Origin of the sequence: Psychromonas sp. SP041, assembly GCF_000470315.2 — a bacterium.
In the GTDB taxonomy this organism is placed as follows: Bacteria; Pseudomonadota; Gammaproteobacteria; order Enterobacterales; family Psychromonadaceae; genus Psychromonas.
The window spans coordinates 58,107-83,823 of the sequence record NZ_CBRF02000020.1 but is presented as its reverse complement, the minus strand read 5'-3'; the positions used below and the strand labels follow the sequence as shown (position 1 = coordinate 83,823).

General features: G+C 33.2%; 22 protein-coding genes and 1 pseudogene. 16 read left to right on the top strand and 7 right to left on the bottom strand.

What is annotated here, in order from left to right:
- From SP041_RS12440 to SP041_RS12430, 3 genes are all read left to right on the top strand, one after another.
- Positions 1 to 196, top strand: a 196-nt coding sequence (locus tag SP041_RS12440) for a transposase (RefSeq protein ID WP_170968549.1), incomplete at its 5' end; no start/stop codon positions are given.
- Positions 197 to 904: 708 nt separating this feature from the next.
- A complete protein-coding gene (locus SP041_RS12435; RefSeq protein WP_081695417.1) occupies positions 905 to 2,065 on the top strand; it encodes a DUF3541 domain-containing protein in 1,161 nt (386 codons plus the stop codon).
- 579 nt (positions 2,066 to 2,644) lie between these two features.
- Positions 2,645 to 3,040 (top strand): DUF2391 family protein, encoded by a 396-nt coding sequence (locus SP041_RS12430; protein WP_025565468.1) that lies wholly within the window; start codon positions 2,645 to 2,647, stop codon positions 3,038 to 3,040.
- Positions 3,041 to 3,110: 70 nt separating this feature from the next.
- On the opposite strand, the gene SP041_RS12425 is transcribed toward SP041_RS12430, so the two are convergent.
- Genes SP041_RS12425 through SP041_RS12415 form a run of 3 tightly spaced genes read right to left on the bottom strand, consistent with a single transcriptional unit; the run spans position 3,111 to position 4,861 of the window.
- Entirely contained in the window at positions 3,111 to 3,845 is a 735-nt protein-coding gene (locus SP041_RS12425; RefSeq protein WP_025565466.1) for an SDR family NAD(P)-dependent oxidoreductase, read from the bottom strand.
- On the bottom strand, positions 3,808 to 4,245 hold the full coding sequence (locus tag SP041_RS12420) for a DUF393 domain-containing protein (RefSeq protein WP_025565465.1): 438 nt from the start codon (positions 4,243 to 4,245) through the stop codon (positions 3,808 to 3,810). The genes SP041_RS12425 and SP041_RS12420 overlap by 38 nt, the downstream gene beginning before the upstream one ends.
- A 1-nt stretch (position 4,246) precedes the next feature.
- Entirely contained in the window at positions 4,247 to 4,861 is a 615-nt protein-coding gene (locus SP041_RS12415) for a flavin reductase (protein WP_051368616.1), read from the bottom strand.
- Between the two features lie 192 nt (positions 4,862 to 5,053).
- Between SP041_RS12415 and SP041_RS12410 the strand changes: the two genes are divergently transcribed.
- From SP041_RS12410 to SP041_RS12390, 5 genes are all read left to right on the top strand, one after another.
- Complete coding sequence (locus SP041_RS12410) at positions 5,054 to 5,350, top strand: hypothetical protein (protein ID WP_025565463.1); 297 nt, start codon at positions 5,054 to 5,056, stop codon at positions 5,348 to 5,350.
- A 719-nt stretch (positions 5,351 to 6,069) separates the two neighbouring features.
- The gene (locus SP041_RS12405; RefSeq protein ID WP_025565462.1) at positions 6,070 to 6,465 is read left to right on the top strand and encodes an adenylyltransferase/cytidyltransferase family protein; all 396 of its coding nucleotides are present in this window, start codon (positions 6,070 to 6,072) and stop codon (positions 6,463 to 6,465) included.
- Between the two features lie 571 nt (positions 6,466 to 7,036).
- Entirely contained in the window at positions 7,037 to 7,801 is a 765-nt protein-coding gene (locus SP041_RS12400) for an ABC transporter permease (protein WP_025565461.1), read from the top strand.
- 1 nt (position 7,802) lies between these two features.
- Positions 7,803 to 8,546 (top strand): ABC transporter ATP-binding protein, encoded by a 744-nt coding sequence (locus tag SP041_RS12395; protein ID WP_025565460.1) that lies wholly within the window; start codon positions 7,803 to 7,805, stop codon positions 8,544 to 8,546.
- 14 nt (positions 8,547 to 8,560) lie between these two features.
- Positions 8,561 to 10,957, top strand: coding sequence for a glycosyltransferase (locus SP041_RS12390; RefSeq protein ID WP_025565459.1), 2,397 nt, complete (start codon positions 8,561 to 8,563; stop codon positions 10,955 to 10,957).
- A 194-nt stretch (positions 10,958 to 11,151) separates the two neighbouring features.
- On the opposite strand, the gene SP041_RS12385 is transcribed toward SP041_RS12390, so the two are convergent.
- Positions 11,152 to 12,264 (bottom strand): CDP-glycerol glycerophosphotransferase family protein, encoded by a 1,113-nt coding sequence (locus tag SP041_RS12385; RefSeq protein ID WP_025565458.1) that lies wholly within the window; start codon positions 12,262 to 12,264, stop codon positions 11,152 to 11,154.
- Positions 12,265 to 13,071: 807 nt separating this feature from the next.
- On the opposite strand from SP041_RS12385, the gene SP041_RS12380 reads away from it, so the two are divergent.
- The 5 genes from SP041_RS12380 to SP041_RS12360 all read left to right on the top strand — a co-directional run bounded on the left by SP041_RS12380 (position 13,072) and on the right by SP041_RS12360 (position 19,599).
- A complete protein-coding gene (locus tag SP041_RS12380) occupies positions 13,072 to 14,325 on the top strand; it encodes a CDP-glycerol glycerophosphotransferase family protein (RefSeq protein WP_025565457.1) in 1,254 nt (417 codons plus the stop codon).
- Between the two features lie 324 nt (positions 14,326 to 14,649).
- Positions 14,650 to 15,822: a CDP-glycerol glycerophosphotransferase family protein gene (locus SP041_RS12375; RefSeq protein ID WP_081695416.1), complete on the top strand. Its 1,173-nt coding sequence runs from the start codon at positions 14,650 to 14,652 to the stop codon at positions 15,820 to 15,822.
- 65 nt (positions 15,823 to 15,887) lie between these two features.
- The gene (locus SP041_RS12370) at positions 15,888 to 16,832 is read left to right on the top strand and encodes an SDR family oxidoreductase (protein WP_025565454.1); all 945 of its coding nucleotides are present in this window, start codon (positions 15,888 to 15,890) and stop codon (positions 16,830 to 16,832) included.
- Positions 16,829 to 17,377 (top strand): sugar transferase, encoded by a 549-nt coding sequence (locus SP041_RS12365; protein ID WP_025565453.1) that lies wholly within the window; start codon positions 16,829 to 16,831, stop codon positions 17,375 to 17,377. The genes SP041_RS12370 and SP041_RS12365 overlap by 4 nt, the downstream gene beginning before the upstream one ends.
- 284 nt (positions 17,378 to 17,661) lie before the next feature.
- Complete coding sequence (locus tag SP041_RS12360; RefSeq protein ID WP_025565452.1) at positions 17,662 to 19,599, top strand: nucleoside-diphosphate sugar epimerase/dehydratase; 1,938 nt, start codon at positions 17,662 to 17,664, stop codon at positions 19,597 to 19,599.
- 73 nt (positions 19,600 to 19,672) lie between these two features.
- Here SP041_RS12360 and SP041_RS12355 read toward each other — a convergent pair.
- A pseudogene (locus tag SP041_RS12355) lies at positions 19,673 to 19,954 on the bottom strand (IS30 family transposase); the annotation flags it as partial.
- Between the two features lie 85 nt (positions 19,955 to 20,039).
- Between SP041_RS12355 and SP041_RS12350 the strand changes: the two are divergent.
- From SP041_RS12350 to SP041_RS12340, 3 genes are all read left to right on the top strand, one after another.
- A complete protein-coding gene (locus tag SP041_RS12350; protein ID WP_025565449.1) occupies positions 20,040 to 20,381 on the top strand; it encodes a hypothetical protein in 342 nt (113 codons plus the stop codon).
- Positions 20,378 to 20,728, top strand: coding sequence for an IS66 family insertion sequence element accessory protein TnpB (gene tnpB, locus SP041_RS12345; RefSeq protein ID WP_025565448.1), 351 nt, complete (start codon positions 20,378 to 20,380; stop codon positions 20,726 to 20,728). Before SP041_RS12350 ends, tnpB begins: the two co-directional genes overlap by 4 nt.
- A gap of 80 nt (positions 20,729 to 20,808) precedes the next feature.
- The gene (locus tag SP041_RS12340; RefSeq protein ID WP_025565447.1) at positions 20,809 to 22,311 is read left to right on the top strand and encodes an IS66 family transposase; all 1,503 of its coding nucleotides are present in this window, start codon (positions 20,809 to 20,811) and stop codon (positions 22,309 to 22,311) included.
- A 22-nt stretch (positions 22,312 to 22,333) separates the two neighbouring features.
- On the opposite strand, the gene SP041_RS12335 is transcribed toward SP041_RS12340, so the two are convergent.
- Entirely contained in the window at positions 22,334 to 23,020 is a 687-nt protein-coding gene (locus SP041_RS12335) for an IS30 family transposase (RefSeq protein ID WP_025565446.1), read from the bottom strand.
- An 888-nt stretch (positions 23,021 to 23,908) separates the two neighbouring features.
- Positions 23,909 to 25,495: an alkaline phosphatase gene (locus SP041_RS12330; protein WP_025565445.1), complete on the bottom strand. Its 1,587-nt coding sequence runs from the start codon at positions 25,493 to 25,495 to the stop codon at positions 23,909 to 23,911.
- Between the last annotated feature and the right edge of the window lie 222 nt (positions 25,496 to 25,717).

Sequence of the window (25,717 nt, the reverse complement as noted above, 5' to 3'; positions counted from 1 at the left end):
GCCTCCGTACTCTCCTGAATTGAATCCAATCGAACAAGTTTGGCATTGGATGCGGGATAATGAAATCGCGAATAGATGCTTTGACGGTTATAACGATATTGTCAATAAATGTTGTGATGCTTGGAATCGCTTCAGTGAAGACAAAAATAGAGTCATCTCACAATGTTATAGAGACTGGACTAATCTGGAAACTTAATTATCGGAATTGGTATTATACCAATAGAATTAAATAAGTGATCAGAGATTGCGCAGGAAAAATTAACACTAATAAGGCGTGAGTTGTAGGGGATAGTTGTTCTCACTTCAAAACTCACAACGCAGTAGGGGTGATTTTAACCAGCAAGAATGATCACTTGGTATAACGATATTGTCAATAAATGTTGTGATGCTTGGAATCGCTTCAATGAAGACAAAAATAGAGTCATCTCACAATATTATAGAGACTGGACTAATCTGGAAACTTAATTACCGGAATTGGTATTGTTTTTCGAAATGAAACTTTTTAGCTGTATTGATTGTCTTATGTTGAATAGCAAAATTGACGAATTTTTAAAAAGTGAGTTTTAAATTTTTTTGTTCAAATTAATTACAGCTTTATATTTATCAATGACAGACTAATACGAATCACATTAATTAACTGATCTATTTTACTTGTTAAAAGAACTTATTTTTACGTTGTAAATTTCGTAAAGGGAACAATCATTCAGCTTAATTTACGCCTTAAACTAAGTCATTTTTTCTACGCAAAATTTAGATCACTTATTTAACGTAATCGGTATAACTTTGAATCGCATAAATATGATCTAAATTAACAAATATATCTTCTAGTAAGTCATAAACTTAACTTCAATAAATCGTTATTGCATTACTCCTAAAATTTGTGAACATAATAAAAGGAATTCTTATGAAAACATTAACGACTAAAATATCTGTCATTTCTTTTTTACTGCTATTTATTACTCTTCATAACCCTGCTATAGGGGCTCCAATAACAAGTATCGTTGATCAGGATTACACAACATCAACAATACTTAATGGGTCTAAAAATAATGATAAGCTTAAAAAGAGTGGATTTAAACAAGATGCTGAACTTATCCGCCGTACTTATGAAGCAAATTTATATACTTTACCTGCTTTCAAGTCTGGGCATTACGGACTAAGAATGTATAGGCAAACGCTAGATAATAAATATGCAGCCTCAGTATGGTCAGATATGGCACGTGTTGCTAGTCGGCTCAATATGATTACTAGTGAGATTTATACTGCAGAGGAAATAGATATTTATTCTAAAAAACGAATTATCGATTATCGAGATGAGGCGAATGAGCGCAAAGAGCTACGTTATCAAGCGACTATAGCTATGCCTGAGTATCTTTATCTTGGTGTTGGTTTATTAGGTTCAATGGCGCGTGCTGATGAATATGGACTTAAACATCGTGAAGATAAAAAATTACGAGAGGTTATTCGTCGTTATGATTTTACTAAGTATGTTACTGATGAAAAGATGGTAAAAGCGTGGGCTGCACAGTTAGCGAATCAAGTGTACTGGTTAAGGCAGTTAGGTGAACAAAATGTTGTTGAAGACTTTATTACTACGCTTAGGAAGGTTTATCCTGATAACAATGATAGTAAGCTTTCAGATCAACAATTTGGTAATAAAATTTATGGATTAACACATATTATATTTGCTGCATCTGGTTATTACCAACATCCTATTAATGAGCAAGATTACCAGTGGCTATATGATTATTATCGTAACAATATTGATATCATTATTGAGCGTGCTAAAGAAGACGTGATTGCAGAGGTTGGTATTAACTTTTTACTCGCTGGGTTAGACGATGATCCTGTTGTTTTAAAAACAAGAAAGGCTATTCAGAAAGCATTAAATAGAGAGCATGGTTTAGTTCCTTCAGTGACTGGAGAAGTAGATTTGAAAAAAGGTGAACATCGTAATGTATTAGCAATTATGTTACTTGATTGGAAAGGCATGCATGTGGCACCGACAATAACTAAACATCCTGAGGTATTCAATTCTATTCCTTATGGTTTAGTAGAAAAGTAGCTATTAATTTTCATTATGAAAAGTCGATTATATATAGCTAAAGATACTTTAGTTATATTGCTCAATTAATAAATATTTCGAACTCACGAACTCAGATACTCACGAATTTAGAGGTTTAGATAGTAAGGCATGTAATACTGAAACATTATATAACTACAAACGTAAGCCTATTAACTATATACCTTATTACAATAAGACTATTTATAATCGCTGAATACTAAGATTGTTAATCTAAAGCTTTCTAACGATAAATTTAAATTTCTGATCTTAATCTTTCTATTTTTTGTATATTATTAAGTAATACCAATCTGGATAAATAAATGCTCTATTTAGGCGTTAGGGAAAGTGTCTTAGTTTAAGACCTTCGAAGATTAATTTCATTATTCATCTGCCGAAGCATTAACATAAAATATGTTAATGCTTGTACCCTTTACGAAGTTTACAACGAAAAAATAAGTTGTTTTAACAAGTAAAATAGATCAGTTAATCAGTTAATTAATGTGATTGATATAATATATATTCTTTAAATTATGAATAAACAGTCCACTGTTTTTAATTAAAAATATCATTAAGGCTTATATGAAATACAGTTTTAATACTGAAGATGCTGGTCAGATTTTTGTAGGTGCATTTGCGCTTGCAGTACCTGTTTCATTCTCAGAGGAGGCTTGGAAGTTAGGTGAAACGTTACCTACGCAAAATCTCTTATTGTTGTTAACGTTATCAGTTATCTTTTTAACGTTATATACCTATCAAAGCGTTTTCCAGAAAGAAATTAAAAGTAGGAAAATGATATTTATATTGCGCATTGTTATTGCCTATTTAATGACGGCTTTTGTTGTTGCATTAGTCTTACTCTGTTTGAATAAGTTACCTTTTGTCGATGATCCATTAACCGCGTTAAAGCGGATTATAGTGATCAGCATGCCTGCTTCAATGGGGGCGATTGTCGTTGATAGCTTTGACAAAGAATAAAGTGTTAAATGTGTCCATTAAATTACTAGCTAAGCGATTTTAGCCTACAATCGTTTAGCTCAATAAGGCATTACCAAGGAATGGCTTTACCTTGCCAATCTAAGAAACTTGCCTCTCCATCAACTTTATTATCTTCCACTATTTGTAGCAGTTGTTTTGCAACAAACTCACTCGTAAATAGCTTATTTTCAGGTACGTTTTTCTGAAAAGGTTTAGAAAGTGGTGTATCCGTCGTTCCCGGATGAAAGGAAATAAGTTTAATATTTTTAGCCGTCCTTGAAAACTCCACTGCAGCAGATTTTAATAACATATTAATCGCTGCTTTTGATGCGCGGTAACTGTACCACCCCCCTATTTTATTATCTGAAATGCTGCCAACTCGCGCACTAAAAACAACGACTTTACAGGCTTGCTTACCTTTTAAAGTTGGCAGCAAGTTTTTTAGCCATAACATCGGGGTAATGGTATTCGCTGTTAATATTTCAGTGAATGATTCTGCTGAAAATTCTTGTAAGCGTTTTTCAGGGGTAATAACGTCGTTATGTAACAAACCATGACAAATGAATACTTGGCTTATTGATATTGCTTCATCTTCACCTATTGCTTGTACAACTGTTTTTATCGAAGACTCTTGATAATCTTTGATGCTAATAACTTTACAATGACTAAATTTTTCATGTTGATAGAAGCTAATATCACGTGTGACAACAATTAGGTGAGAGTCATTGTTGTCTATCACTTGTAACGCTAAGGCTTTAGCTATCGCGCTATTTGCCCCTATTATTAGTGTTGTTTGGTTTGTCATAACAAGTTCCTTCGTTGCATTGTTTTATACCGATTCCAAAACGCTTGTAAATAAACTGAGAAATAGGATAACGGTACTTGGCTAATTGTAGATACGCGAGGTGTGATAGAGGTTTGATGATTGGCCACTGTAATGGAGCGACCATCCATCCTTTTCCTACTAATGCCCAAGCTCGATGAGTTACATCTAAGCCTAATAACAACTTACCTTGGTATTCACCATGTAAAATGGCTAATGCTTTATCGACATTGATATGTGGATACTGCTCATCGAAGTTAGCTTGGTGTAAATCAATTAATAGAATATTTTGTTGATCATCCTTCTCCTTTAACCTTTGCATTTCTAAGCTACATAAAGGGCAGTTACCGTCATAGAAAATGGTTAGTTGATTGTCTGTCATTTTATTTCAACTTATGGTTTAAATCATGTGGGATAGTATTGGGTTTTGCATAGCTTAAACGTGATAAACGTTGGCTTGTATGGTAACTATCAAGTCCGGATACGCTCACCGTTTGTAATGACTCTATATCGATATAACCATCATCTTTAATTACCTCTTGATCACAAATAATATCGGTTATTTCACCAATAACAAACAAAGTATTATTGAGTGGAATAGGCAGTATTTCTTTTAATGTGACAGCGTATTTCAAACGGCTTTCTTTTACGAAGGGAGCATTGATCGAGTCTAAATGAAAAGTAGATAAACCAACTTCGTCAAATTCACTTTTTTCTCTTGGGTATCTTGCTGATGTCTGATGCGCTTTTTCATAAAAGTCTGCGGACACTTGGTTAATCGTATACTGCTTGCTCATACTAATATTATCAAGAGTATGTCGGTCGTTATTATCTGGGCGCATAATGAAACCAACTAAAGCGGGTGATGCTCCTAGATGCACCACTGAACTGAATATAGCAAGATTGGTTTGTCCATTTACATCTTGTGTTCCGATTAAATTAGCACTCTTAAAGCCAGATAAGCTATTAATGAAGTGAGCACGTTGTCTGGTTGGCATTGCTTCAACATCATGTTGAGTAAAATGTTTAATAGTAATAATAGACTCCTAGAATTTCACTTCATACTATTGTGTATGATGTTCAATACGCCAAGTTTAGTATTAAAGATCTATATTGTTCAAAAATAACCCCTATTTCATATTAGTTTAGATTTCATGTAAATTTATGATTTAACAACGCCGGTGAGAGCAATGAAAAAACGATTTCTATTAGGATTATTTATTTCGTTAAGTGCAATTGCTTATTCTAAATCAGATGATTATTTAACTTCACTTGATTATGTACAAGTTCAATATGTAGAGGCGACTCAATGTCAAAATGGTAGTTGGTGCTTTTCGACACAAGTAAAGCATAACGATCAAAGTTGGAAGCATTATGCTGACGAATGGCAAATAACAGATTTAGAAGGCAACGTGTTAGGTAAAAGAGTATTTTTACATCCTCACGATAACGAACAACCTTTTACACCAATCGCATTAATTAACTGATCTATTTTAACAAGAAAAATAAATCAGTTAATTAATGCGATTGGTTTGAATAGTATAAGTTTTATACTGTTTCTACGTGTTTTTATTTCAATCTCCAGTTAAAACAATTATTTATTAACTGGGTTAGTTGAGTCAATTAAACTACGTTAGTTTGCTTATTTAGGTCTTAATTATGATTTTAAAACTAAGTAATTCAGTAAAGTAAATATTCAATATATTAATGGATAGGTAATCATTTCTCTAAGGGCTTATGTTATTTCATTTAAAGTGATGAGTTTTAATCACTAATAATACAGTAAACATTAGGCTGGATAATATTGATTTTAAAGATCACTTTGGTTATGCTGCGCAGCTATTCTTCAGAGTACCTACTTTTTACAAGTGATTAGTATTAAGAAAAGTGTATTTCAATGTATATAGTGAATTTTGTAATAATTTATTATTAATCATTATCATTTGTTTTTTAACAACTTAATTATTATAGGTCTCATACATCTTTATATTTATGATAAAAACAAGTGTTTGAATGATATTAGTTGAAATCATTTTTATATAAATACTAAAATTTAGGTTATTTTACTGAAAATACCACTCAATGTAATGAAACGGCAATAGTTGTAATCATTGTATTTTAAAGCTTTTAACAATCACTATAATCCATACAGTAATGAATAATAATTATTATTGGTATTAGCCACTTTATATTAGGTAAGTAAATTATGTCAAAGCGCGTCATCACTTTTGGAACATTCGATGTTTTTCATGTAGGGCACATTAATATTCTTGAACGTTGCGCTAGTCTTGGTCACACTTTAATTGTTGGGGTATCCAGCGATGCTTTGAACTTCAGCAAAAAACAACGTAATCCTATTTACAACGAACAAGACCGTTTAAAAATAATCCAATCATTGTCTTTTGTTGATGAAGTCTTTGTAGAGCATTCGTTAGAAAAAAAACGTGAATACATTGAATACTACCGTGGTGATATATTAGCAATGGGTGATGACTGGAAAGGTCGTTTTGATGAGTTTTCAGATATTTGTGAAGTCGTTTATTTTCCTCGTACCCCTTCAATTTCTACATCAGAAATTATTGAAATTGCAAAAAATATCTAACTTCTACAGAATTGCTTTAACTAAAATGAAGCCTAAAATATTAAGGTGCTTTTTTGTAAAAAGAGTGTCTATTTTTTTGTTTTAAAAGCGCTTAAGTAAATTGATGTCTACTTAGAACAACGTAAGCAGGAAATAATTAAGCATAAGTTAAACGTCAAAAACATTATTTTACTTGTGATTAATATGTCAAGTATTTACCATTTTATAATGGAAAATGTTGGGCTGCAATAATGCATCAATAGTTTTGGGATTTATTTAAATATACTCTCTCCACGAGATATAAAGTTTTAAGTTAAAATAACTTTACCAGTAAATGTTGTAATCATTTTTTAGATACTAAGGTAATCGGTTATTACTTATCAATAGATGGTAATGAATAAATTTAATGATTAACGATGTAAGCCTATAAGCTTAATTAACTGGCATTTATTCACCATTTAATATGAGTATTAAGATACTCAGTTTTTACTGACCAAAATAAACAACTTCAGCAAAATACGAATTTAATGTGTACACTCATTAAAAATCATAAATATTAATATTTTTTAAAGATAAATTAATAGGTAACAACTTGAATACAAAAGCAATATCAAGAAATATGTATATCCTTTACACATTGGCACATTTAAAGAAAAAAGCAAATATTCGAGGTACCTTTTTAGGTTATCTATGGTGGATAATCGAACCTCTGATGTTAATTGCTTTATACAGTTATGTTGTCGGGGTTATTTTTGGACACAGTGGCGCAGACCAACTTTTAATGATTGCAATAGGGGTTACACTTTGGAAATGGTGGAGCTCTAGCATGTCTAGCGCAACAAAATCTTTTCGCCGTTATAAAGGTATAGTGTGCCAAGTAAAAATGCCGCTTCCCATTTTACCAACTTCCGAAGTGTTTGGTGAGTGTTACACGTTTTTCTTTGCTTATTTAATTTTGCAATCGATATTACTTTATTTAGGGTTTGTGCCTGATTTCTTTGCACTTGCTATTACATTCCTCACTTCTCTCGTTGCTGTGAGTGCATTATCTTTATTTTTAGCCGTATTGAATGTATTTGTAAAAGATACTGCATTTTTAGTTGGTTTTGGACTGAGAATTTTATTTTATCTCACGCCAATTATTTATCCAGCGGATAGAGTGCCTGAAAACTTTCGTTTCTTAGTTGATTTAAATCCGTTTGCTCATTTAATTAATTATTACAATAACGCACTAATTTATACGGACAAGGTGCAATATGAAAATATGCTTTACGGACTAGTCTTTTCATCATTTGCATTATTTATATTAATTAGAGTCTGTAAAAAGCTTACTCCTCAAATCATCAGGAATGTTTAATATGAGTAATGATAAAAACTTAGTCGTCGAACTTAATGATGTCACTTTAAAATATGCAAATAGTACGAGTTTTAACTTAAAGCGTTTATTCTTATCTAAACATGAAAGGCAACGTGTCGCCTCAAATTCGAACGCAAATAGAGAAGCTGCGTTAAACAACGTTTCTTTAAAGTTTTATGAAGGAGATATTGTTGGTATCGTTGGGCGTAATGGCGCAGGGAAATCAACTATTTGTAAGGTATTATCTGGAGTTCTCGAGCCAACGAGTGGTCAATTTTATTCAAAATTAGATGTTGGGTCTCTGCTGTCTCTTAATTCATTTTTTGCACGTGAACTAAGTGGATTAGATAATATTTATTTAGCTGGTGCTTTGCTTGGCCGAACAAAGAAAGAGATAGAAGATAAGATTAAAGATATTATAGATTTTTCAGAGCTTGATGATTCAATTAACAAGCCAATTGAAACGTATTCAAGTGGCATGGTCTCTCGATTAGCTTTTTCTATTGCAACAACATATCGTAGCGATATTTTGATTATTGATGAGGTATTGAGTGTTGGCGATAAATACTTTAAAGAGAAATGTAACAAACGAATGCGCGAGATAATGAAGTCATCAAGATTGATTATCATTGTTTCACATACAGATTCAGACATTAAAAGTATGTGTAATAGGGCTGTATATCTAGATAAAGGTAAAGTTATCTTAGATGGTACTGTCGATGAAGTTATGAATAAATATAAATAGTAATTAGGTATTTTATGTTTTCTAAAGTAAAAAAGTTTATTCGTTTAGTTCTAAAAAAAGAACAAAAAAAAGCTAAAATATATTATTCGATTGAATTTAAAAAACAAAATAAGATTAAAAATATAGCATTATTTGAGTCATATCATGGTAGTCAAATTGCTAGTAATGAATTTTACTTGTTGAAAGATCTCTATTCTAGGAAGGATAAAGATTTAAGTATTTATGTCGCTTGTAAAAAAACAACCAAGGCAAAAATTCAAGAAAGATTAAACTATTATGGGTTGAATGATGTTAATTTGATTGAAATTCATTCAAAAAAATATTGTGCTGTTCTTTGTATAGCAAAATACTTGATTAATAGTACAAGTTTCCCTGATTATTTTTTAAAAAAAGAAGGGCAAATTTATCTTAATACGTGGCATGGCACACCATTCAAAAATATGGGGAGGTCAGATATAGATGAACCTCATATGATAACAAATATACAAAGAAATTTTTTGATGTGTGATTATATATTATTCCCTAACGAGCATACAAAAAAAGTTATGGATAGAGATTATATGTTGACTAATCTATATAAAGGTCAATATGTTCTAGAAGGTTATCCTAGGAATGATGTTTTTTTTAGCGATAATGATGCATTAAGAAATGAGTTAGGATTGTCGGATAAAAAAATTATTGTTTATATGCCTACATGGAGAGGGAAGTTAGGTAGAAAGAACAATATGTTTACAATGTCACATGTCTATCTTTTTATTGAAGAGCTATCAAAATCTTTATCAGAAAATGAAGTGTTATATGTAAGTTTTCATTATTTAATGAAGAAAAATATAAGTTTAGATGATTTTTGTAATACTTATGAGCTTCCTGCCCATATAGAAACTTATGACTTTTTAAATCTGTCTGATGTCTTAATTACTGATTACTCTTCTGTTATGTTTGATTTTTCTAATTCAAATAAAAAAATTGCTCTTTATCAGTTTGATTATGAGGAGTATAAAGAATATCGAGGAATTACAATTAATGAAGAAGATATCCCATTTTATAAATCAAATGACATAAGTGAAATCATTAATTATGTAAAAGATGAGGGTACATGTCTATACGATAGAAATTCATTATCTTTTTCATCTTTGGAATCAGAAAATAGTGCTAAAAACCTGAATGATCTTCTGTTTTTTAATAAAAAAGACTCAGTTCGTTTAGACTCTCCATTAAATAATGGAAAAGAAAATATATTAATTTACCCTGGGAACCTTGCTAAAAATGGCATCACTACCTCCATAACAAGTCTATTAGGGAAAGTTGATAAATCAAAATTTAATATCTTTTTAACGTTTTCGCAATCTGCCGTTAAAGCTAATAAAAATACTATTCTAGAGCTGGATGAAAGTATAGGGTATCTTCCGTTTAGAGCTATGCTTAATTATACTTATTATGAAGCGTTAGTTTTATTCTTATATTTTAATATGAACGTATCTTTTTTAAGTCCTATTGTCTCTAAAATATACAATGGTAACTTTAAGAAGGCATATCCTAATTGTGATTTTGTACATTTACTGCAATTTAGTGGCTATGATCGTCATGTTATTAATTTATTTGCATCTTCGGATATAAAAAAGACTATTTATGTACACAATGATATGTGGAAAGAATATAAAATAAGAGGTTTTTGTCATAAACCTACGATGGATGTCGCATATAGTAGTTTTGATAATATTGCGTTAGTTAATGGCGTTCTTTCAGAGTGTTTTGGGGAATTTAAGGTAGATAAGTCTAAGTTAAGAGTTGTAGAGAACTTGCATCCTCATGATACTGTAGTTGTTAGAGCACATGAAAATATAGTTTTTAATCCAGAAACAAAATCAACAATAGAACTAGATAAACTTAATTTAATCTTAAATGATAATACGAAGAAAAAGTTTATTAGCATTGGTAGATTTTCACCTGAAAAAGGACATGATAGATTAATATCTGCTTTCGAAAGAGCTTGTATTAAAAATAATGATTTATATTTAATTATTATTGGTGGGCCTGGTAAAATCTACAAGGAAACACTTAAGTTAGCCCAAGAGTCTAAAGTTGCTGAAAAAATTATAATAATTAATTCGATAAGAAATCCTTTCCCTATTTTAAAGCATTGTGATTTATTTTTACTATCTTCTCATTATGAGGGGTTAGGGTTAGTAATGCTTGAGGCTATTTCTTTAGGCGTACCTGTTATTTCTACAGATATACCTGCACCAAAAGCATTTTTAGAGCAAGGCTATGGGACTATTGTCGATAACAATGAAAATGGTCTGTACCAAGGTATGTTAAATTTCATCGATGGCGGAATTAGCCCTGTTAATATTAATTGGGAAAAATATAATAAAAATGCACTTGAGCAATTCGAGGGGTTATTAAAATAAACAGACTAGGCATATCAAATCTATCTAATATTTATTGAGGTAAGTTTAATTAGGTAGTTATCCTTGATTATTGATGGGCGGGATATTGATACAAGTTTACTCTTGAATTTTTTATTTATAAAAATTACCGTTCTAATAAGTTATCAACTGTTCATAAGCTTAACTAAGTTAGTTAAGCTTATGAAAGAGTGATTTTAAGTGTTTTTATTCAACATATGTTCAACAAACCTCTTTGTATTGCATGCATCGTTATATTTAAAAAATAGTTTAGAAGGTTGAATTTTTTGTGTGCTGTCAATTTCAATCATCTTATTCAATGAAAATAATAACTGTGTAAAGTCATAAGATATCTCACCTGTTACTACTTCTTCTAACGGATAAATCATCCCTCTTTCATCATCATATTCTTGAGCATCAAACAAGTATAAGCAAATATTTTTAGATATTAATGAATAGTCTAGCCAAACGCTTGAATAGTCAGTAATTAATACTTGAGTATGTTTTAATAATGTATTGGTGATCATATACTTTTCTAAATTTACTAAAAGATTATTCTCTTCAAGTAAGAGTAAAGGTTGTAGCTTACTAAATTTGTGCGGGCGAACGCCTAGTACGGCATTATTCCTTTTTAAGAATTCACTCATAAGGACTTCTTCTTCATAGCTGAATGCAGTAATTTCATTAAGCTCTTCCCATGTACCGCGATAGGTCGGCATCCATGAAATCAACTTTCTGCCATTCAAGTCTTTAATCAATTCTTGTTCTTGGTGGTCTGTGAACCACTCTAGTCCATTTGACTCTAATAAATCAGCACGAGGTAAGCCTGAAAGAATACATTTAGATGTAGGTACGTTAAAGCAGGCTGCCATTACACCTTTATCTAAAGGTGAAGAGCAAACAAGACCAGTTAAATTTTGAGATTCAAAATCTAGAAAACCTCCTGTAAATCGTTTTTGGTCGAAATGACGAATTGTTTTTAATGGAATACCATGCCATACATTATAAATTTCACGTTTGTTATTGGTAATAAAGCGTGGAATCGCATGATCTACAATGACATAATAACTTGTAAAAAACGTATATAAAAAACAAATGATTTTTTGAGAATTATTTTTTATTTTCCCTTTTAATACAACAACTTTAATGTTTGGGTAGTAAAAGTATAAATAGGCTTTTACACATTCTAAATTTGCATCAAGCACGCCTGTTGAAGAATAAAGGACGACTTTATTTCTATTTTTTAATAATAGAGGATCAACTATTTTTCTTAAGATCAGAAGGGTTATATTATAGATTTTTTTTTTCATGGTAATTTTTATCTTTTTAAGAACAAACGTGCATTTAACTGCTTTTGTTTGTTTCATTTATGGGCGTTAATTACTAATATTACTTTTGAATTGTTATTTTTGATACTTCGCTTTTAAAAACACTTGCCTAGTTGATCTTATTCAAGAATATTTTACATCCAATTAGTGATTGTCCATGATTAATTGAATCTAAGTTTCACCATTGTAAGGGGTTATTGTATATTATTAAATTTTAAATCTAATAAGAAATTGAATAATAATATGACTTTTTCCTTCCTAAAAGAAGATGTTTTTAAATACCACATTTCATTTATCAATAACTTACTTTTAATCTAGTTTGTATTTTAGTTCTCTCTTCATGAGTAATTACACTAAATTATAGTGAGGCACTTTGACACTTAGCTCTTGAGTTGAAATAAAGGACGCAATATTAGTATGTGGTTATAGTTATGATGTTGGTTGAGCTTGACCATGATTATGCTATCAATTACTATCAGGCTCTATTTTTTGAATATATGATGACAACTTTTTTGGTTAAATTAATAGTTTAAAAAGCGAATGTTGATAAAATTATATCTACTCAATAATATAAAAATATTACCTTAAACTGTAACTAAAACGCATTCTCCATTTTACTAAACCTTTGCAAGAATGATGGTTTTAGTCATTGTTGTGGGTCTTTTATCAGTATATAGATTTTACTCATTACGGTGACTCGTTAATGAGATTAAAAGTAAAAACCTAAAGTCTTTACTCAATGACTGATGACGTGAAACCACTGGCTACCTTTCTAAATAGCGAATAATAATGATGCGCTTTATTGTATATTTAAAAACGTCTATTAAGACATTATTTGCTAAATCCCCTCTCTTGGATTATTTATCTAAAGTCATTTATGTTACTTTTAGTAGAGCAATTTATTTCCAAAAATATAAGAAAGCCTCTGTGGTAAGTAATTCTTTTTTATTTGAATGCTTTAGAGGGAAAATGGTTAATGACTCTCCCCTGGCAATATATGAAGCATTATTAAAACAAGATAATAATAATACTTATACTTGGGTGCTTTCTTCTAGTTCACATCCCTTGTATTCAACGCTACAGGAACACTCACAAACAAACGTTGTTTTGTATGGAAGTACGAATTATTACTTGGCTTATGCAACTCATCAATATTGGATTGTAAATTGTCGAATCCCTTTTTGTATCATAAAAAAAGTAGGTCAAGTCTTTACACAGTGCTGGCATGGGACGCCATTGAAAAGGATAGGCCTGGATATTAAAGGTGATAATAATGCATTGGCGAGTCAAAAGGGGACTCGATATCTATATCAGATAGAATCTAAAATGATTGACTACTTTATATCCCCTAGCCAATATGCCTCAAGTTGCTTTATTAGTAGCTTTGCTTTGAGACCATCGCAAGTGCTTGAGTTGGGGTACCCTAGAAACGATCAATTAGTCAAATATAGAGATAATTTCCACTATATTAATGCAATTAAAAAAAAGCTTAATATCGCCATTGGAATCAAAGTTATACTTTATGCGCCAACTTTTAGAGATAATATATTTTGTAATAAATCTAATTCTCATATTTTAACTAATCCTCTAGATTCTAAAGTATTTTTGGATTGTTTTGATGAGAGAATTATCTTTCTTTATCGAGGTCATTATTTTACATCCCGCGATAAAGAAGATAGTCAATTTATAGACGTCTCTGATTACGATAACGTCAATGATCTATTATTGATTTCAGATCTTTTGATAACGGATTATTCAAGTTTATTTTTTGATTATTCTATTTTAAATAAGCCTTCATTATTTTTTATGTATGACAGAGATACTTATGAAAATGAAACTAGAGGTTTTTATTTAAATATAAATCAACAGCTTCCAGGGGCAATCAGCTCTTTACCATCAACCTTAGCTAATGATATATTGCATGCCTTTAATCGAACGTCGGATATGAGTAAGTTTAATACTTTATACAATCCACATGAAGATGGTTTGTCGGCGGATCGTGTTATTAATACAGTCGTTGACAGCGGTAAATTAACGCTATAAAAACCATAATATTTGGCAACCTTATCTATTTCATATTGTCATATTAATATCTGATAAAGATGAGCTTTCTCTTTTTGATGAGAGTGCTTTTTACTCATCGTAAAAATTTTTATTCATCGGGAAAATATCGATGAAGTTGGATATTATAAAACGCATGTATTAATGATACCTGCGGGCTCTCTACTTTATACGTCACCTTTTTAATATTTAGAACAGATATTATTGTAATAGTAAAAAACGACTTAAATTAAAATAGCTTAACAATATTACCTTAGGTTTGTTTTTTAAACTGCCATAAATTAGGTCACGGATTTTCAAAAAACTATGAATAAAGATCGTTACCTCTTTCTGAGATTAAAGCTGTTAATCACAGGACTAATACCCTCCTTGTTATTTTTATTTATACCTAAGTTAAAAAATAGGGTGATTTTCTCATCAGAGTTTAATTTAACTTATAAGCATAATTCAAAATTTTTGTTTGAATATTTCATTAAACATTATCCTGAAAAAGAAACCAAGTTTGTCATTAATGATGCCAACTTAAGAAGCCAACTAACATCAGAAATCGGGGATTACTTTATAGAAAGTGAAAGCTTTTTAGGGATGTTATATGTGTTGAGAGCAAAAACGTGGGTGGTATCTTCTTTGGAAACTCCTGTTGGTGGTTTATTCTTAAATGTAAGGCGATATGTATATCACCTTGGACACGGTACACCAATCAAAAATATTGGACTACTTGAAAAATATACAAACGTTAAGAAAAAAATGTATTTAAAATTAATACGTAATAACTTCTCTTATTTCTTTTCAACTTCTGAAGCTTTTCGTTCTACTTGGGCAGGTTTTACTGGCGTAAAGCTTAATAAAGTGGTGATTATGGGGCAAGCAAGAAATGATGTTTTGTATACGCCAGATGAAGCTCTTTTTGATCGAGTAACTGGTGGTGGTTCGGGCAAACGAGTACTTTATGCTCCCACATGGCGTGCTTTTGGGGAAACGAATCTATTTCCGTTCGATGGGGTAGACATAAAGCGTTTATTTGCATTTTTACAACAAAATAATATTACTATTTTTTTGAGGTTACACCCTAATTTTGAAACCTCTGTCCCAAATGAGTTATTAACTTCAGATAGAGTTAAGCTACTTTCAAGTAAAGACGTTGTTGAAATAAATGATATTTTAGGCGCTTTTGATCTATTGATCTCTGATTATTCAAGCATCTATATTGACTTTTTGGTTACTCATAAACCGATACTTTTTTTACCTTATGATTATAGTAAGTATAAACAAGAGATTGGTTTTACTATTCCTTATCAACAATACACTCCTGGACCTAAACCGACGACTCAAGATGATTTTGAGTTTGAGTTAAAAAAATTGATTTTTAGTAGTGATTATTACCATCACCAGAGAGTACAAACAAATAATGAACTTAACCCTTTAGATGGGGATAACTGCCAACGTAATTCAGAGTTCATTGTTAATCACCTTCAATAAACACCTAGTATTATATTGAAAAGGGTGGCTATAGTGTCGAATATTAATGGGGAGGGGGAATTAAGATGAAAAAGGTTTTATTAACGGGTTATTCTGGCTTTATTGGAAAACATTTAGTGAGTAAGTTAAAAGATACTTATCTGCTAACTGGCTTGGGCCGTACACCTAGTCTAGATTTAGAGTATGTTAAAACTGAAATATCCGCCTCGACCTATTATGAACAGGTCCTTAATGGTATTGATGTGGTTATCCATGCAGCAGCAAGAGTCCAGGTAATGGGTGATAATGCAATTGACTCATTGTCAGAATTTAGAGGTATTAATCGTGACGGTACGTTAAATTTAGCTAAGCAAGCAGCCAAAGCAGGTGTTAAGCGCTTTATTTTTATTAGCACTATTAAGGTCAATGGTGAAAGCACGTCAAATAAAGAAGCCTTTACAGCAAAAGATGCCCCTCTGCCTCAAGATTCTTATGGAGTATCTAAAGCTGAGGCTGAAAAAGAGTTATTGGCTTTAGGTCAGCAAGGCGAAATGGAAGTTGTTATTATTCGTCCACCACTTGTTTACGGTGCAGGAGTTAAAGCAAATTTTTCAGCTTTAATGAAGTTAGTAAAAAAAGGCATTCCTTTGCCTTTTCATTTGATTAAATATAATCAACGAAGCTTAGTCTCAGTCTATAACTTGGTTGATCTGATCGGTGTTTGCATTACACATCCTAAGGCTGCGAATAAAATTTTTTTAGTGAGTGACGACCACGACCTATCTACGGCTGAAATGGTTGTACTTATGGCAAAGGTACAAAGTAAGCGCAATATTGCTTTACCTATCCCTAATTGGTGTTTTAAAGTCGTAGGCAATATATTAAATAAAAATGATGTAATCGAAAGACTGACAGGGTCTTTACAGTTAAATATTACTGATACTAAAAACACACTCAATTGGCAGCCACCATATTCAATAGAATACGGTTTTCTGCAAGCTGCGAAGTCAATTTCAATGGACAAAACATGATACGTTGTTTAGATATTTTTTTCTCTCTGTGTGGGCTTATATTCGCCTTCCCCTTCTTAGTTATTTTATTTGTTATTGGACTATTTGATACTGGTTCTCCAATATTTAAACAAAAACGTGTTGGGCGTTATCAAAAACCATTTACATTAGTTAAGTTTAGAACCATGTCTGTTGATACAAAATCGGTAGCAAGTCATTTAGCAAGTAGTGCATCTATTACTTCTTTTGGAAGCTTTTTACGTAAAACTAAGTTAGATGAATTACCACAACTATGGAATGTGCTTAAAGGGGAGATGAGTTTAGTTGGACCTCGGCCTGGTTTGTTCAATCAAATTGATTTAATTTCAGCGAGAGAGGAAAAAAATGTATTTTATGTTAGACCTGGCATAACTGGACTTGCTCAGGTTAACCAAATTGATATGTCAACACCGGAATTATTAGCTGAAATAGATCAGGAAATGATTAATAATTTTAATTTAAAAAATTACTTTACTTATATTCTACAAACAGTAATAGGGAAAGGTAGTGGCGATCGTATTAAATAATGTTTCAATCAACCAAAGGTTATCATCATTTATGGCCGTGCTATTCTTTAAAAAATTATACATTAATACTAACTACTAAACATGACTCATTACAGTAATTTTAATCTTCTAATAATTTTTTGTGTAAAAATAACAATAAATTATTAGAAGAATAAATGTTATTTGAACTATGGTTTAATTTCATCTAAAATTTTTTTTTTTGGTTGTGTTAAAATCAACTTGTCTATTGGTACTCAAAAATAGCTAAAAACTTCTTCAGTCCCACCTCTAATTGTAAGAAAAACATGAAATTTTTAAATTATATTTCCCAATTGTCTCGTCCTAAAAAACGTATTATTAGTTTGTTATTTGATTCAATTTTTATTTGTATTGCTTTTTATTTTTCTTTTGCTTTGCGTCTAGGGCAAATTGAATTATTTATGGACATTAAAAATGTTTATGTGCTGCTGGGGACTTTAGTTATCACTCTAGTTACCTTCGTTCGTTTAGGTTTATACCGTGCTATCTTACGCTACCTTACTTTTCATGCCTTATTTGTTATTTTTATTGGGGCGCTAATATCAGCAATGATGTTGGCTCTTTTATCTTTTTATTTACAAGCCTTTATGCCACGTACAGTACCTATTATTTATTTTGCTTTTTTGTCACTACTTTGTGGGAGCTCTCGCTTAATTGTGAAAAATTTGGTGGTTCAAGGTAAGAAAAAGGGACAGAAATGTATTTTGATTTATGGAGCAGGAGGAGCAGGGCGACAATTAGCTTTATCTTTGAAATCTTCTGAAGAATATCGACCCGCTGCCTTTATCGATACCGATAAAACATTAATTGGCACTGTCATACAAGGGTTATCTGTTTGTAATGCAAAAACTGCAGAGTCATTAATTACAAAATATAGCGTTAGTAAAATATTTCTAGCGGTACCAAATGTATCTCGTGCTAGTCGTAAAGAAATCATTGATTCATTAGTTCATCTACGTGTAGAGGTACTGAGTGTACCTTCGATGGAAGACATTGTTTCTGGTAAAGCGAAAATTGATCAATTAGGCGACGTTCCTATTGAAGATTTATTAGGACGAGATCCTGTCGCTCCTCAAAAAGTTTTGCTTGAAGCTGATATCAAAAATAAAGTGGTCATGGTGACAGGAGCTGGAGGTTCCATTGGTTCTGAGTTATGTAGACAAATTATTAAAGGTAAACCCTCGGATATAATCTTATTTGATCGCTCTGAGTTTTCATTATATGAAATTGAAAAAGAGTTAACGCAACTTATTGAAAAAATGGGAGGGATAACTAAGGTAGTACCTTTACTAGGCTCGGTACAACATATTAATCGATTAAAAATGGTAATGGGTACCTTTAAAGTGAATACAGTTTATCATGCTGCGGCCTATAAACATGTCCCATTGGTAGAGTTTAATGTGGTAGAAGGTATGTATAATAATGTATTTGGCACGTACAATACGGCGAAAGCTGCAATAGAAAGTAATGTTGGATCTTTTGTTTTAATTTCTACCGATAAAGCTGTACGCCCTACTAATGTAATGGGAGCAACGAAACGCCTTGCTGAGCTTGGATTACAGGCTTTAGCTGAAGAAGAAAACAAAAAGCTCAATGGAACACGCTTTTCTATGGTGCGTTTTGGCAATGTGTTAGGTTCATCTGGGTCTGTTATTCCTTTATTTAAAAAACAAATTACTGAAGGGGGACCATTAACGATCACTCACCCTGACATAACTCGTTATTTCATGACGATACCGGAGGCTGCACAATTAGTTATCCAAGCTGGAGCTATGGCTAAAGGCGGGGATGTGTTTGTATTAGATATGGGAGAGTCTGTAAAAATTACTGATCTAGCAAAAAATTTAATTCAATTATCCGGCCTTGAAGTAAAAAATGATAAAAATATTCATGGAGATATTGAATTGAAATTTACCGGATTAAGACCAGGTGAAAAACTTTATGAAGAATTACTTGTAGGAGAAAATGTTGATGATACTGCACATGAACGAATTATGACAGCCAATGAGTCATTTTTGCCATTAGTAGATTACATGGTTTTATTAGAGAAATTACATGTAGCATGTCAACATTTTGACCATAATTTGATCCGTGAAATATTGTTATTATCGCCTATTGGTTTTAATCCAACTGATAATATTGGTGATTTAGTATGGAATGCTAAGTTAGCATTCATAGGGACTATCGAGGAAAAAACCAGTTGAAGATATGAGCAATAATAAATAATAATATAGAAAGCTTTTAATTTGCTTGAATTCAAGTGATAAGTGCAATCGTTTATGCGGCAACCAGAATCTCTGATTGCCCCGTAAATAATTCGTGAGGGGTTTTATAGTCTCTCGTTTTTCTTGGACGGTGATTAAGCTTATATACCACGTCCTCTATTTCCTCTTCACTAAGTGTCATAAAGTCAGTTCCTTTAGGAAAATACCGCCTAAGTAATCCATTAGTATTCTCATTTATACCTCGTTCCCAAGAAGAATAAGGATGGGAAAAATAAACATCCGCGTTAAGCTTTTCCCCAATTTTTTCATGTTGAGCGAACTCTTTACCATTATCTAAGTAAGCGTCTAGCAAAGCACACCTAGTATCGATTTTCTGATTGTCTAAGAATACCTGCTCAATGATAAATTCGGAGCAGATAATGCAAACTTACAGAACAAGCGCACAGTGGCAACAACTCTTTCAACTACGTAGCCATTTCAGTGGCACTAATGTTGAATTCTGCCAACACCATCATGTCTCTATTGCCACTTATTATAAACAGCGCACTTTATTGACAGAGGGCTTGCCTAAAACACCTTTACCAACACAAACGCCAAGACCCACAGCATCACGCTTTGTCCAGGTAAAACAAACCACTGAAATCAGCGCTCAAACTCACCAAAACAACATACAGTTTGATATGCGTACAGGCCAACTTACCCTGCCAGTCGATTTAGCAACAACCGATATTGTGGCTATCGTTAAGGGGCTAGCAGTATGAGAATGTTTGTCGATGTGCCCACCGTTTATTTATGTGCCGATGCCGTCGATTTTCGTAAATCGATTAATGGCTTAGCGGCCTTGGTGGAAGCAGAGCTTGAATTACCTGTGCTCAGTGGGGCGCTATTTGTGTTTTGTAATAAAGGCCGTGACAAACTCAAACTACTTTATTGGGATAATACCGGCTTTGCACTCTGGTATAAGCGGTTAGATAAGCATAAGTTCAAATGGCCCAAACTTATATCTCCTACCATGACCTTAAGTCAGCAACAATTACATTGGTTATTATCGGGTTATGACGTCATCGGTCATCGTAATATTGATGTTACCGGTAAGCAAGTACTCTAATTAAAAGGATCAATTGATGATCATCAACACTTGTTCACTTAATACTGGAAAGCCTGTAGTGATGCCTTAATATAGGCGTCATGAAAAATGAACTTGCCCTTAAGCAGCGTATTGCTGAGCTTGAAAGTCTCCTCGACTATGAGCGACAATTATCTTTACAGAAAGATGCCCACATTGCGGCATTGGAAGAGCGCTGGCGTTTAGCCCAACAAAAGCAATTCGGCAAAAGTGCTGAAGGCTTTGTTGGCCAAGGTGAATTATTTAATGAAGTAGAAGAGATTGTTGAAGCCCTGAAGGCTGAGCAACAATCGGCTAACGCGCCCCGTAAAAAGCCTATACGTAAGCCGCTACCAACAGATTTACCGCGTGAACAAGTGATCCACGATATCGAGGATAAAACCTGTGGTTGCTGTGGCGGTGAGCTACATAAAATGGGTGAGGATAAGTCAGAAAAGCTTGAGTTTATCCCCGCTCAAATTAAAGTGATTGAACATATTCGTCCTAAATACGCCTGTCGTCACTGTGATAAATCGTCGACTCACACACCGATTAAACAAGCTGTCATGCCCGCGATGCCGATAAATAAAGGGATAGCAACAGCGAGTTTGTTAGCTCAACTTATTACTAGTAAATACCAATATGGTTTACCGCTTTATCGCCAAGAAGCGATGTTCAAGCAATACGGTATCGAGCTCAGTCGCCAAACCATGAGCAGTTGGATAGACAAATCAGCCACCCGCTTCGCCCCATTAGTTGAAAGACTGAAAGACGAGCTGCTAAAGCAGTCCACGCTGTTTGCCGATGAAACGCCATTAAAAGTGGTCAAATCTGATAAAGTGAATAGTTACATGTGGGTCTATTGCTCAGGGCAAGACTCACCAGTCCCGAATAATTCTATCCCTAATATCGTGCTTTACGACTTCCACAATAGTCGCGCAGCCACCTGCGTAGTCGATTATCTTAATGGTTATAAAGGCTACTTGCATGTTGATGGCTATCAAGCTTATGGTAAAACACAGGCTACCCTCGTAGGTTGTTGGGCGCATGCTAGACGTAAATTCATTGACGCGAAAAAGCTACAAGGTAAACATAAAGCAGGTAAAGCCGATGTAGTATTGAGTCTCATCCAGAAACTGTATGGCGTTGAATCCCGTATTAAAGATAAAAGTATCGATGAAAAATACACCGCAAGGCAAGCAGATAGTTTGCCTATTCTTAATAAGCTAAACACATGGCTTGAACAGAATCAGCGACAATTAGTCGGTAACAGCAAGCTAATAGAAGCGGCTAACTATCTAGCCAATCAATGGCACAAGCTGATACGCTACCTAGATGATGGTCGATTAAGTATTGATAACAATCGGGCAGAGCGTGCAGTAAAACCGTTTGTGATAGGACGAAAGAATTGGTTATTTAGCCAAACGACCAATGGTGCCCATGCTAGTGCGACACTTTACAGTATTGTAGAAACCGCCAAGGCAAATGGTCTGATCCCATTTGATTACGTCAATGCTTGCCTTGATGAACTGTGCAAACCAGAGCCCGATATCGATAGCTTGTTACCATGGAATGTTAAAAAGTAGGTGTGATTCGCTAGACGCTTACTTATCTAATGGTCAGAATATGCGATTGTAGAGGCTTCATACTGCTAATCAGTGCATCAGCCGTTATATCAGCATGTTTACTCTCAATACGTTTAACCACGGTAAATAATGTTTTTCTTGCAACCATAGTAACGAACGCATTCTTTCGACCTTTACCGATAACAGTATCACCTTCCCAATCACCAATACGGCTTTTGGTATCAACAATATCTGGGCGCTCATCAATACTGACGGGATTAACTAATTGCCCGTATTTATCATAACTACCATAACGCTTTTTATACTTCTTACAAGCACGTGTTAGTTTCTTGTATAGAGTGCCACCACTGGCTTTATCTTGATAGATATAGCGATACACACTCTCATGATGAAGCGTTATTTTTCCTTCTAGAGCCAGACGACCAACGATTTGCTCAGGCGTGAAGTCTTTCCATAATAAATCGTGGATCCACTTTTTAACATGGTCGGTTATTTTCACTGATTTAGCCGCTGTAACGCGTCTTTTAACTGCTAAACTTTGAGCTTGTTTAGGGCGATAACCTCTAAGGTCTTTATTACGTTTTAACTCTCTTGATATTGAAGACGCAGAGCGTCCAAGTATCTTAGCTATTTCTTTTTGATTATGATTTGCTTTAATCAACACGTAAATCTGGTATCGTTCTTCTTGTGTCAGCTGTTTATAATTCATTTGCAATTTCCTTTGGCGAGAAGATAGCAAACTATAACAGCTGACCACCTTTCTCAGAAATTGCACTTATTATGCGAATTTAGGGTTGTATATGAGAGGATTCTATTTCATTTACCATTATCCTTCGTTAAATCTATATTGAAATGGCTACGTAACAATACTTGAAATAAACTCAAAAAATCATCATATAAGATAAGTCACCTATTCTATTACGATCGAGTTTAACGTAGAGATTCTTATTATGTCTACATTCCATCTTTTAAGTATTAAATGTTAAGTCTGAGTTAAAGGTTTAACTGTAAATTTAAAAACTTAAGTATATGCTGCGCCGTAATAAAAGCCTCTACAATGGTATCTGTAAACTGTACGACACCTTAATTTTTTCTCATATCTAAGATACAGATCTTTATATTATGAGATAATGCCATGTACTCCGGTCTATTTAGTGAAAAATAATGGTCAGGGGAGAGAACTATAGGAATACTTGATTAGTAATTCACTTAGAGGTTAATGCATTAACAGTTCGTAAGCTTACAATTAAGATGACTATGAACAACCTTTTATACGTGGTGTATGTAATTTACACTAACTAAAATGTTAGTCAGTGTCTTAGTCAATGCTAAATGTAATCTACATGGAGTTGGCGGTATGGAGTTGGCGGTGAAAAAGTGATCATAGATTTAAGAAAATCTAAAGGTAAGAGATTTATAGTTAAGAAAGTAAACTGAGTTTGAAATAGTTTAGTAGAGTAGTGCAGAAATAGGTAGAAAGATGGTCTGATAAATACTTCGTTCATAAACTTAAAAAGCCGTGTTAGTAATATTAATGACTAATACGGCTTTTAACATTTCTTAACTATCTCCTTTTAAGGTGATAGTTAGTAGTTCATTATTGTTCTACTGCTTCAATCAGTAATTTACCGATATCAGTATGGTGAGATAATCGAGAAAATTTCTCAGAAAATGTTTTAGGACCGACAGCAACAACCGCTACTGGTGTATTTGTATGTGTTCCTGTTCCCCAAACAATATTTTGTTCCTGACCTAGTTCACGTCCAATTAAGTCACCACGAATATCTTGACCGTATACATAAAAGGCTTCGAAATCGTCAACTTTAGGGAACGTTTTAAGTTTTAGGTAAGTATTATCAGGATCATAAAACTTGTTTTCTTCAGTTTCTAAAATCTTTTTAGCTTGTGCTAAGTCGATTTTAAATTCACTGCTAGCGTTAACAATTTTTAATAATGATTCTGGCGTTTTATCTGTTTTATCGAACTCAGCTAGCATGTCGCCAAAGCTTTCTTTTTGTCCGTATAATCTATCTAAAGTCGGTAATGTACCGAAGTTAAAGTTTGGTTTATAGTCATGATCTTTAAATGTAGAACCGCTTAATTTTTTAGCTTCTGGTACATTAGCGCGTGAATAACTGAATCCAAAACCGCCTGTTTCGTGGTCGGCTGTTACAACTAATAATGTATCGTCACGATCTTTTATCCAATCATAAACATACTGAATTGCTTCATCAAATTTAAGCATTTCATGTAGTGCTGTACCTGCATCATTACTATGAGATGCCCAGTCAATTTGACCACCTTCAACCATTAAAAAGAAACCATCAGGATCTTTAGCAAGCACATCAAGTGCCTTCATCGTCATCTCTTTCAGACTTGGCATAGTACGATCAGCTGAGTCTTTAGTTTGGCTATAAGTAATACCATTTTGCATACCTGAATAAGCAAATAAACCAAGTACTTTATCGCCTTCAACATCAGCTAAACCATCACGAGTATAAGCAAGTGAATAACCTGCATCGCTAGCTTCTGCCAATAAATTTCTTTCATCTTTACGTTTAGATTTTATTTCAATTGTACCGCCAGTTTGCTCCATAAGTTGTTTATATAAAGCACCTTTTTCATTAACTGATTCTGGAATAAAATAGCGAATACCACCTGATAACATGACATCAGGGCCTGTTGCTAACATATCTGCAGCGATTTCATTTTCAAGTGAACGATGTCGTTGATGTGCAGCAAAAGCAGCCGGCGTTGCATGAGTTAAACGAGTATCAGAAACTAACCCTGTTGCTTTTCCGAGTTTTTTAGCAATTTCTAGTACTGTTTCAGCAGGGTTACCATCTTTATCGATACCAATACCTTCTGAAGGAGAATCAACACCAGTAGCAAGGTGTGATGCTGAAGCAGCTGAATCTACAACTAGGGCATTAAATGGGCTGTGCATTGACATGCCTAAAGCACCATTATCAATTATCGTTTTCATCGCGGTATCACGACCCTTGTAGATTGAATTCGGTGCCTTAGTTGCATATTCTTCTAATAAGCTCATTTGGCCAGGGCCCATACCATCGCCAATCATTAAAATAACATTTTTTATTTTAGATTCAGCGTAACTAAGATTGCTTACAAGTCCTAGTGATAACGCAATGGCTACTCTCGTAAGTCCTTTACTATTTTTCATTGTTATTTCCTTTTAATATAGATTAATCGTTTTGATATGGCTGGCATGCTAATACTGTAATGTGACAGTTTTATGACGGCATACTTTGCTTTATGGAAGCTAACACCTTTCTAAATATTCTTTTCATCTAACTCAATTATTTTGTGAGCTAGCTTTAAATACATTTAATGCTTTTGTGAGCCATCTTTCATTTTTGATGAGTGGGGTGCTCTCATTAATTAG

Coding starts and splice junctions, on each gene's coding strand:
- SP041_RS12435 (WP_081695417.1), top strand. CDS start 905: ATGAAAACATTAACGACTAAAATATCTGTCATTTCTTTTTTACTGCTA.
- SP041_RS12430 (WP_025565468.1), top strand. CDS start 2,645: ATGAAATACAGTTTTAATACTGAAGATGCTGGTCAGATTTTTGTAGGT.
- SP041_RS12425 (WP_025565466.1), bottom strand. CDS start 3,845: ATGACAAACCAAACAACACTAATAATAGGGGCAAATAGCGCGATAGCT.
- SP041_RS12420 (WP_025565465.1), bottom strand. CDS start 4,245: ATGACAGACAATCAACTAACCATTTTCTATGACGGTAACTGCCCTTTA.
- SP041_RS12415 (WP_051368616.1), bottom strand. CDS start 4,861: ATGCCAACCAGACAACGTGCTCACTTCATTAATAGCTTATCTGGCTTT.
- SP041_RS12410 (WP_025565463.1), top strand. CDS start 5,054: ATGAAAAAACGATTTCTATTAGGATTATTTATTTCGTTAAGTGCAATT.
- SP041_RS12405 (WP_025565462.1), top strand. CDS start 6,070: ATGTCAAAGCGCGTCATCACTTTTGGAACATTCGATGTTTTTCATGTA.
- SP041_RS12395 (WP_025565460.1), top strand. CDS start 7,803: ATGAGTAATGATAAAAACTTAGTCGTCGAACTTAATGATGTCACTTTA.
- SP041_RS12390 (WP_025565459.1), top strand. CDS start 8,561: ATGTTTTCTAAAGTAAAAAAGTTTATTCGTTTAGTTCTAAAAAAAGAA.
- SP041_RS12385 (WP_025565458.1), bottom strand. CDS start 12,264: ATGAAAAAAAAAATCTATAATATAACCCTTCTGATCTTAAGAAAAATA.
- SP041_RS12380 (WP_025565457.1), top strand. CDS start 13,072: ATGATGCGCTTTATTGTATATTTAAAAACGTCTATTAAGACATTATTT.
- SP041_RS12375 (WP_081695416.1), top strand. CDS start 14,650: ATGAATAAAGATCGTTACCTCTTTCTGAGATTAAAGCTGTTAATCACA.
- SP041_RS12370 (WP_025565454.1), top strand. CDS start 15,888: ATGAAAAAGGTTTTATTAACGGGTTATTCTGGCTTTATTGGAAAACAT.
- SP041_RS12365 (WP_025565453.1), top strand. CDS start 16,829: ATGATACGTTGTTTAGATATTTTTTTCTCTCTGTGTGGGCTTATATTC.
- SP041_RS12360 (WP_025565452.1), top strand. CDS start 17,662: ATGAAATTTTTAAATTATATTTCCCAATTGTCTCGTCCTAAAAAACGT.
- SP041_RS12350 (WP_025565449.1), top strand. CDS start 20,040: ATGCAAACTTACAGAACAAGCGCACAGTGGCAACAACTCTTTCAACTA.
- tnpB (WP_025565448.1), top strand. CDS start 20,378: ATGAGAATGTTTGTCGATGTGCCCACCGTTTATTTATGTGCCGATGCC.
- SP041_RS12340 (WP_025565447.1), top strand. CDS start 20,809: ATGAAAAATGAACTTGCCCTTAAGCAGCGTATTGCTGAGCTTGAAAGT.
- SP041_RS12335 (WP_025565446.1), bottom strand. CDS start 23,020: ATGAATTATAAACAGCTGACACAAGAAGAACGATACCAGATTTACGTG.
- SP041_RS12330 (WP_025565445.1), bottom strand. CDS start 25,495: ATGAAAAATAGTAAAGGACTTACGAGAGTAGCCATTGCGTTATCACTA.